Source organism: Hymenobacter sp. R533113 (genome assembly GCF_056835965.1).
Map to the genome: position 1 here is coordinate 1 of NZ_JAKWBD010000012.1, position 7,668 is coordinate 7,668.

General features: G+C 51.0%; 9 protein-coding genes and 1 tRNA gene. 5 read left to right on the forward strand and 5 right to left on the reverse strand.

Translation table 11 applies throughout. The features are described from left to right. Window positions 1-189 precede the first annotated feature (189 nt). Together MKZ35_RS08695 and MKZ35_RS08700 are read right to left on the reverse strand one after the other, a co-directional pair. Window positions 190-783: a pirin family protein gene (locus tag MKZ35_RS08695; protein ID WP_482512847.1), complete on the reverse strand. Its 594-nt coding sequence runs from the start codon at window positions 781-783 to the stop codon at window positions 190-192. A gap of 96 nt (window positions 784-879) precedes the next feature. Next, a complete protein-coding gene (locus tag MKZ35_RS08700; RefSeq protein WP_482512848.1) occupies window positions 880-1,191 on the reverse strand; it encodes a hypothetical protein in 312 nt (103 codons plus the stop codon). A gap of 284 nt (window positions 1,192-1,475) precedes the next feature. On the opposite strand from MKZ35_RS08700, the gene MKZ35_RS08705 reads away from it, so the two are divergent. From MKZ35_RS08705 to MKZ35_RS08715, 3 genes are all read left to right on the forward strand, one after another. Then, window positions 1,476-2,492 (forward strand): 2-hydroxyacid dehydrogenase, encoded by a 1,017-nt coding sequence (locus tag MKZ35_RS08705; protein WP_482512849.1) that lies wholly within the window; start codon window positions 1,476-1,478, stop codon window positions 2,490-2,492. Window positions 2,493-2,656: 164 nt separating this feature from the next. Beyond that, a complete protein-coding gene (locus MKZ35_RS08710; RefSeq protein ID WP_482512850.1) occupies window positions 2,657-3,475 on the forward strand; it encodes a hypothetical protein in 819 nt (272 codons plus the stop codon). Between the two features lie 55 nt (window positions 3,476-3,530). Continuing rightward, a complete protein-coding gene (locus MKZ35_RS08715; protein WP_482512851.1) occupies window positions 3,531-4,445 on the forward strand; it encodes a bestrophin family protein in 915 nt (304 codons plus the stop codon). A gap of 322 nt (window positions 4,446-4,767) precedes the next feature. Here MKZ35_RS08715 and MKZ35_RS08720 read toward each other — a convergent pair whose 3' ends face one another. Then, entirely contained in the window at window positions 4,768-5,034 is a 267-nt protein-coding gene (locus tag MKZ35_RS08720) for a WGxxGxxG family protein (protein ID WP_482512852.1), read from the reverse strand. Between the two features lie 330 nt (window positions 5,035-5,364). Between MKZ35_RS08720 and MKZ35_RS08725 the strand changes: the two genes are divergently transcribed. Continuing rightward, the gene (locus MKZ35_RS08725; RefSeq protein WP_482512853.1) at window positions 5,365-5,778 is read left to right on the forward strand and encodes a hypothetical protein; all 414 of its coding nucleotides are present in this window, start codon (window positions 5,365-5,367) and stop codon (window positions 5,776-5,778) included. A gap of 118 nt (window positions 5,779-5,896) precedes the next feature. On the opposite strand, the gene MKZ35_RS08730 is transcribed toward MKZ35_RS08725, so the two are convergent. Then, window positions 5,897-6,421: a hypothetical protein gene (locus tag MKZ35_RS08730; protein ID WP_482512854.1), complete on the reverse strand. Its 525-nt coding sequence runs from the start codon at window positions 6,419-6,421 to the stop codon at window positions 5,897-5,899. 294 nt (window positions 6,422-6,715) lie between these two features. Beyond that, a tRNA-Asp gene (locus tag MKZ35_RS08735) sits at window positions 6,716-6,789 on the reverse strand. A gap of 279 nt (window positions 6,790-7,068) precedes the next feature. Here MKZ35_RS08735 and MKZ35_RS08740 point away from each other — a divergent pair. After that, a partial coding sequence (locus tag MKZ35_RS08740; protein WP_482512855.1) for a carboxyl transferase domain-containing protein occupies window positions 7,069-7,668 on the forward strand: 600 nt, incomplete at its 3' end.

Here is a 7,668-nt window from a genome sequence, read left to right on the forward strand (position 1 = left end):
CCTGACTAAGCACTAGAAGTAAAATTATGTAAACTAGTCCAGAAAATCGGCCGTCTACAATATATAAAAGGTAAGGTATCCATTCCAAATTACCCGGAGCCTGAATCCTTCGCATGTAGTCAACCCAAACACAAAAAGCCGGTGGTAGCAAACCGCCGGCTTTTTGTATAATAGGCTGCCAATCGTAGCTCAATGATTAATAGGCGCTTCGATCAGTAAAAACCGCGTATCGGCCGTGCACTCCAGGCTAACGTGGTCCGTTTCCCAGATTCCGATGCTGTCCCGAGCCTGAAGACTCTGACCATCCAGCATAATGTTGCCGCTGATGACAAACAGGAACAAGGCTTTATTCAGTGGATTGAAGTGGTAATCTACCGTTTGGGGCACCTCGTAGTAGCCCAGGGAGAGTTTTGCGTTCTGGTTGATCCAGCAATGCGCTTGGCCTTCCTCATTGCTGACAATGGTAGTCAGCTGGTTTTTTCGCTTCGCTTCCGGAAACTGCCGACGCTGGTAGCGGGGGGCAATATTCTGCAGCTTCGGCTCAATCCAGATTTGCAGGAAGTTTACCTCATCGTCGCCTACGTTGTGCTCCTCGTGGCGCAGGCCGGTGCCGGCACTCATGATCTGCACCCAGTCCTGATGTACCACTTCGGTGTAGCCCAGGGTGTCTTTATGGTTCATGCTCCCGGCCAGCATCACGGAAATTATTTCCATGTTGGTGTGGGGGTGAATGCCGAAGCCGTTGCCGGGCTGCACCAAGTCGTCATTGAACACGCGCAACATTGTCGCGCACCCGAACTTGGATGGTATTATTCATGCACCGCGTTTGCACGCACACTTCAGGGTTAAATCCGGGATTGGTGCGCTTGCTCTTCTCCGCTACTGCATAAAAGGCATTGAACTTGCCCGAACCAGGTTGTACCGCACATACGCCTGCCCATACGCGTAGCTCAGTTGGTGGGCCAGCACCAAGGCTTCCTGAGCCAGTGAATTCTGTTGGGACTGCGGGATTCCGACTTCGTTTATCTGATAATCCGCCAGTTTATTCAGCCGGTTCACGCGGCTCGTGTCGGCCTTAGGATGCTGGTGCAGGGCGCGCCACAGTTGCTGGACGGAGAAAGCAGCCTGAGCCCCGGCGGTAGCGGGTACTAACAGCCACAAGCCGGCAAGGAGAAGAAGGCGGTTAAGCACAGCAGTCTCTTCTTAGGGAGTAGCAGGATAGCAACTGTGATAAGTTATAAGAAAAATTCCTGCCGTGCAAATCAGCTGGGGCTGCTAGCCCGTAAGGCACTGCCATGCTGGGGGGCTTTTATGGTTGTATCTTTAGTGATTACGGCCCGATGCCGGCCCCTTTCTCGGCTACCCTAAGCGCCTTGACCTCATCTGTGTGCAGTGAGAAGCCTTGGGCAGCTTGAGCCAGGGAGGGCCCGGAGGCAAATCTGGCTATTCGCTTATTCCTTTTAATCGATCTTCGCATGAACATCACGTTTTTTAGCTCCAAGCCTTACGACCAGCAGTATTTCAAGGAGGCCAACGAGCAGTTTGGGCACCAGCTTCGGTTTCTGGAAGTTCCGCTGAACGTCCACACGGCCGTTCTGGCCCAGGGCGCTGAGGCTGTGTGCGTATTTGTGAATGATGTGGTAAATGAGCAGGCGCTGAACCAGCTGGCCGAAAGCAGCGTGCGCCTGGTGGCGCTGCGGTGCGCGGGCTACAACAATGTGGATCTTAAAATGGCGGACGAGCGAAACCTGCCCGTGGTGCGGGTGCCGGCTTATTCGCCCTATGCCGTGGCCGAGCACACGCTGGCGCTGATTCTGACGCTCAATCGGCAGACGCACCGCGCCTACAACCGCATTCGGGAAGGCAACTTCGCCCTGACCGGCCTGATGGGTTTTGACTTGCACGGCAGTACGGTGGGCCTGATTGGGCTGGGTACTATTGGCTTGGTCACGGCGCGCATTCTGAAAGGTTTCGGGTGTCGGGTGCTGGGCTATGATGTCAAGCCAACCGCGGAATGCCAGGAAATAGGAGTGGAGCTTACCGACCTCGATAATTTGTACGCTCAGTCCGATATTATTTCGCTGCACTGCCCGCTCACGCCCCAAACCCATCACCTGATCAATAAGGAGTCTATTGCTAAGATGAAAAGCGGAGTAATGCTGATCAACACCAGCCGGGGGGCAATTATTGATGCTCGGGCCGTGATTGAGGGGCTTAAGTCGGAGAAGATTAAATATCTGGGGCTGGATGTGTATGAAGAGGAGGCAGACTTATTCTTCGAAGACCTCTCGGGCAAGGTTATTCAGGATGACGTGTTTATGCGTCTGCTCTCCTTCAACAATGTACTCATAACCGGCCACCAGGGCTTTTTCACCACCAATGCCCTCCATAGTATTGCCCATATTACTCTGCAGAATATCACCGACTTCGAGCAGGGTAAAGATCTTGTGAATGCGGTTCCTTTCGAAAAAAGCCCCCAACTCAAAAGTTAACCATCAAGTAGCCAGCTGTTTAAGTACTTTGTCTGGTACGTAATTAGGGCAATAGTTAGGCTTTAACTGAATTATAACTTCCTATTAATATCACTTTAATAAGGGTGTTTTTGCTTTGTTGTTATTCTGAAAGCCCGGTCTAGCAACTAACGAGGAACACCGACATGAAAAAAATAGTAATTCCCACCGAGCTAACGCTTTATTCTCTAAACCTGATCAGGCATGCGCTTACCCTGCTCAAAGGGGAAACCTGTGAGATTACGCTGCTGCACCACACGCCCTTACCCGATTCTATTACCGAATTATTGCTGTTGCCGCGCGAGGCTGAGAAGGCCCGCGAACCCGATGCGGAGTTTGTGAAAGCGTTGGAGCGCCTGCAAAAGTCTTACGCCCTCGAAATACAGAGTATTCGCATTGCTCACCTCTGCTGCGACACCTCACTGACCATCAAAAGCTTTGTTCTCGATAATCAGATTGATCTGGTACTGAGCCCCGTATCCCTCACGAACCCGTCGGAGGCGATGCGCCATTTCAACAGCCTGGTGCAGGATATTCCCTTCCCGGTCTTATATATCCCCGAGTTTTTTGAAACTAGTCGGTTTCGCAAAATTGCCTTTGTGCTCGATGCCGAGGCCCGCACAAACGCCCTGCCCGATAAAGCGCTGGTTGACCTGCTGTGCCGAAACGATTACTACGTTACTTTCCTGCTGGTATTTGCCCCCGGCACCAGCACGGCTAAGCTCAAGCAGGCGCTCGATGCGCTATATGCGGCCCCCGTGCTACAAAACGTGGTGTATTCGGTGCGCCTGCTGCAGCAGCGCGACCTAACCACCGGGGTAATCACCTTTATTGAGGAATTTGAAGTTGACCTGGTCGTTACCTGCAAAAAGCGCAGTATGCTCGACTATCTACGCGTGGGGCCCAGCCGCAGCGTCCGCAACAAAGCCATTAACACGAAAGTACCCTGCCTCTCTGTCACATAGTGCGCGACATTCTTGCCTGTGCATTCCTGCTAACGCCTAGTAACTACTCTTTTATATGTTATTGAAGTCCAAAATTCCGCTTAGCTACGTCTTTGGAAAAATAAAGCAGGAAGTCCTGTTTGTATTCGTCTATGCCACTTTAATCGCGGTAGAGGATCGGTTTTTTCATATTATATCGATCTCCCTGCCCCTGAGCGTTCCCATGGTGCTCGGCACGGTGCTCTCGCTGCTGCTGGCCTTTAAATCGAACCAGGCCTACGACCGGTGGTGGGAAGCCCGCATTGTCTGGGGGGCAATTGTGAACGACTCACGCTCCCTGATCCGCCAGGTGCTCTGCTTTACGGAAGCGCCCTACGCTCCGCAGGAAGCCCGCACTTGGGTAGAGCGCTTCACGAACCGGCAAATTGCCTGGAGCTACTGCCTGGGCATGGCCTTGCGCAATAAAATGGACGTAGAGAAAATCCGCCGTTACCTCTCATCCGAGGACCTTTCCTTTATTACCAAACACGAGAATCTGCCCAACGCCTTGCTGGAACTGCACGCCCGGGATTTGCGCTACGCCCTAAACGAGGGCTGGGTGAACAGCTACCAGCAAGTAGAGCTCGACGCGACCCTCACCCGGCTGACTGATTCTATGGGCAAATGTGAGCGGATAAAAAACACCGTATTTCCGGTGACCTACACGCTGTATACCCACTTCTCCCTGTTCTTTTTTGTGCTGCTGCTGCCCTTCGCCCTGCTCGAGATTTTCGGCGTGCTAGAGGTATTGATGGTGGTAGCCATTTCGTCTGCTTTCTTCTTAATTGAAAAGATGGCTATTCACTTGCAAGATCCCTTCGAAAGCAAGCCCACGGATACTCCCGTGACGGCCATTGCCCGCACTATTGAGGTGAACCTGAAGCAGATGATTGGCGACAAGAACTTGCCTAAAGAGAATGTGCCCCTTGCCGGCACGTATTACGTGATGTGAGGCGAGCAGCCATCAAGCACGCTGCTCCTGCCTTGTTCTTTCTTCTAGAGTGTGTGGACAGTAGGGAAATAGTAGCGCGGAACGGATTTCCGCGCTACTCTCCACACGCCCTGGTCTACACTTTTGCCCCCCACACGGCCCGGATTATCATTTCCGCAGTTCGGCCTGGCAACGACGATGTAGTCCGCGAGTGTCAGGATCAATAGAAAAGCCCTGTTTATATCTCCCTGACAGATTATGTCAAATGAGGTATAAACAGGGCTTAAATCGTATTATTCTGGCCTTTACTAACTATAGCTTTCGCAGTCAGCTGCTATGCAGGTTAGCGGTTTTGAGTCGTAGGGTTTTGAGGGGTAGGGTTACGATGCACGACTTCCTCTCGTTTCCGGCGGCCCAGCAAACCGGCTAAGCCGAGCAAGCCTAACAATCCCCAGTTACCGTGGTCATCGTCGTCGTCATCGTCGTCATCCTCGCGCTCGGCGGTGGTCTCAGTAGTGTTTGTGTCAGTCGTTTGAGCTACCGCCGGGTTGCTGATGGCTAACACGGTACTGAAAGCCAGCAAACCGAGAAGTGTTGTTACTTTTTTCATAGCGTTAGATTTTGGTTTGGTGCGGGGTATGAATATGTTGCCAGTAACGGGAAGATTTCTTGGATAGTTACATATTTATCTTAAATATTTTCTATATATTCTGAGCGGTAGAGACTAAAATACGTACTTAAAAATGCCGAATGCACTAGCCAAAGGGGGCATATAGGTAAGCAAGCGAAAATGCGTAAGCTCGACCAAACTCGTTGGTCGCAAGAGCACATCTACGCGTGCTGATTAAGTGAGCCCGTTAAGGCAGCTAAATGCATCATCGCAGATAATAGTACTTTTGCCCACTCCTTGGATTACAGTTTTCGCTTCCGCACTTAGCTTATGCTTACTTCTACTCTGCGTATCTATTTTGAGAACTCCGTCGGTCGTATTCTCGAGCATCCCGATGGCTATGCCATCGTGCAGTATCATGCAGGAGCGCGCGACATAGCCTATTTACAGGCCTTTCTCCGCCATACCGGTCAACTCCTAAAGCGGCGCGGATGGCACAAGATACTGGGTGACCACCGCCAGATGACGCCCTACACGGAGGAAGAGAGCCGGTGGATTACCGAGTACTGGCTATCGTATGGTAACCAAGAGCAGGAGATTTACGGAGCCGTGATGATGGCGCCCGAGGTCTGGGCCCAGCTGCCCGACAACTACCGGCTCCAGGAGGCCCAAGCCGGAGTAATGACCTTCCGCCTATTCGCAGATGAAGTTGCTGCCCTCGACTGGCTACGCCAAATACCCTAGGGGCTCTCTCGCAATCTTCACCTATCTGGTTACCAGCGCTTTTTCGCCTGCTGCCCCACAATTATATGCTGCTGGCTCCCGATGGTACTATCGTAGATAACTCTAATCAATTTTACTATTATTGAAAACGTTGGGTTGTACCAACGCTTAAATTAAAAGTATACACCGAACACAGTTTAGCTATTTCTGGGCTGGAAATAAGTACTGGCTGGGCGGGCGAGCCAAAGGGTTTGGGTTGCCAGATAATTCTATTTTCACACTGCCATTCATGCCGTGGCTCTTTTAGCCAGTAGCTTTGATACCCGTCCTGTGATACTACTCTCCCTGTATAGTTGCAAGGTTGGTAATTGACAATTGGACCTATCCCTTCCAAATTATACAGTTCTATTGTTGACCATTTCACGAGTTCTGTAAGGTCTGATATCTCCACACAGACTTCCGCTTCAAAAGCTTCCATCACGTCTTTCATCGGTTTCATGGTAGTGCAGTACACATAAGCGTCAGGATAATTTTTTTCGTTAGAAACAAAATTATTCTCAATTATGATGTTAGCCCCCCTCGCACCTGGTGCTGAAAAATACGGTTTGATCACATCTGGAATGTTATCACCTGAAACGTTTATTCCACGGTAATCGGGTAGCATTCCTGCAATCGTAATTATACCCTCACCAGCATCATCAATCTCTACATTTTCAGCATTTCAGAAGTTATGGAGAGAGCCAATCAAAATAGTGCCTTGCCCTAGCATCGTATCTAAAAACTGCCTCTTGATATACTTGTAAACTTTAGGCATAAGTGCTTTAGTTAATTCTAATAGTAATAATGTAAATGGAGGCAGTGACAGGACAATTTATAATAAATATGTTTCCCCTGGTGTCCCCGGCAAAGAAAAACCCCTATAAGTAAGGACTTATAGGGGTTTTTTCTAGCATTACTGCGGTCCGGACGGGACTCGAACCCGCGACCTCCGCCGTGACAGGGCGGCATTCTAACCAACTGAACTACCGAACCATTTACTTCGTGGGTGAACCGTTTGTTTTTCCTTTAAAGTGCTGCAAAGGTAGGAGGAGGTTTGAGACTGCACAACATGGGGGGCATTTTTTTACAGAAAAAAAGCCATTCTGCACGGTTGTGGCTGTTTTTCAGCGACATTGTTTTTTCTAAACCCAATTCAGAGTTGCTGATATCGCGGGTGGAGCGGTTTCGCTTACCTTTGCCAACTCTGAATTGAGGCAGCTTTGTCTGGCCTCAATCCCTTTTTTCGTTATCTGACGCCTATTTCATCCGGCAATGCTCCTCGATTTCGAACAACCAATAGCCGCCCTCGAAGGCAAACTACGCGAAATGCAACAACTGGCGCTCGACAGCCAGGTAGATGTATCGGAGGCCGTTGCGGCGCTGGAGGCCAAAATTAAGGCCCTCAAAAAAGAAACCTACGCCAATCTCACCCGCTGGCAGCGCGTGCAGCTCTCCCGTCACCCCGACCGCCCGTATACCCTCGACTACATTGACGGCATGGCCAGCAAGTTTATCGAACTGCACGGCGACCGTACCGTAGCCGACGATAAGGCAATGGTGGGTGGTTTTGCCGACCTGGATGGCCGCTCGGTGATGTTTATTGGCCAGCAGAAGGGTCGCAACACCAAGCAGCGGCAGTTTCGCAACTTTGGTATGCCGAACCCTGAGGGCTACCGCAAGGCGCTGCGCCTGATGAAGCTGGCTGAGAAGTTTAACAAGCCTATCGTCACGCTCATCGATACTCCCGGCGCGTTTCCGGGTCTTGAGGCCGAGGAGCGGGGGCAGGGCGAAGCAATTGCCCGCAACCTGAAGGAAATGTTTCTGTTGAAGGTGCCCGTTATCTGCGTCATCATCGGTGAAGGGGCCTCGGGC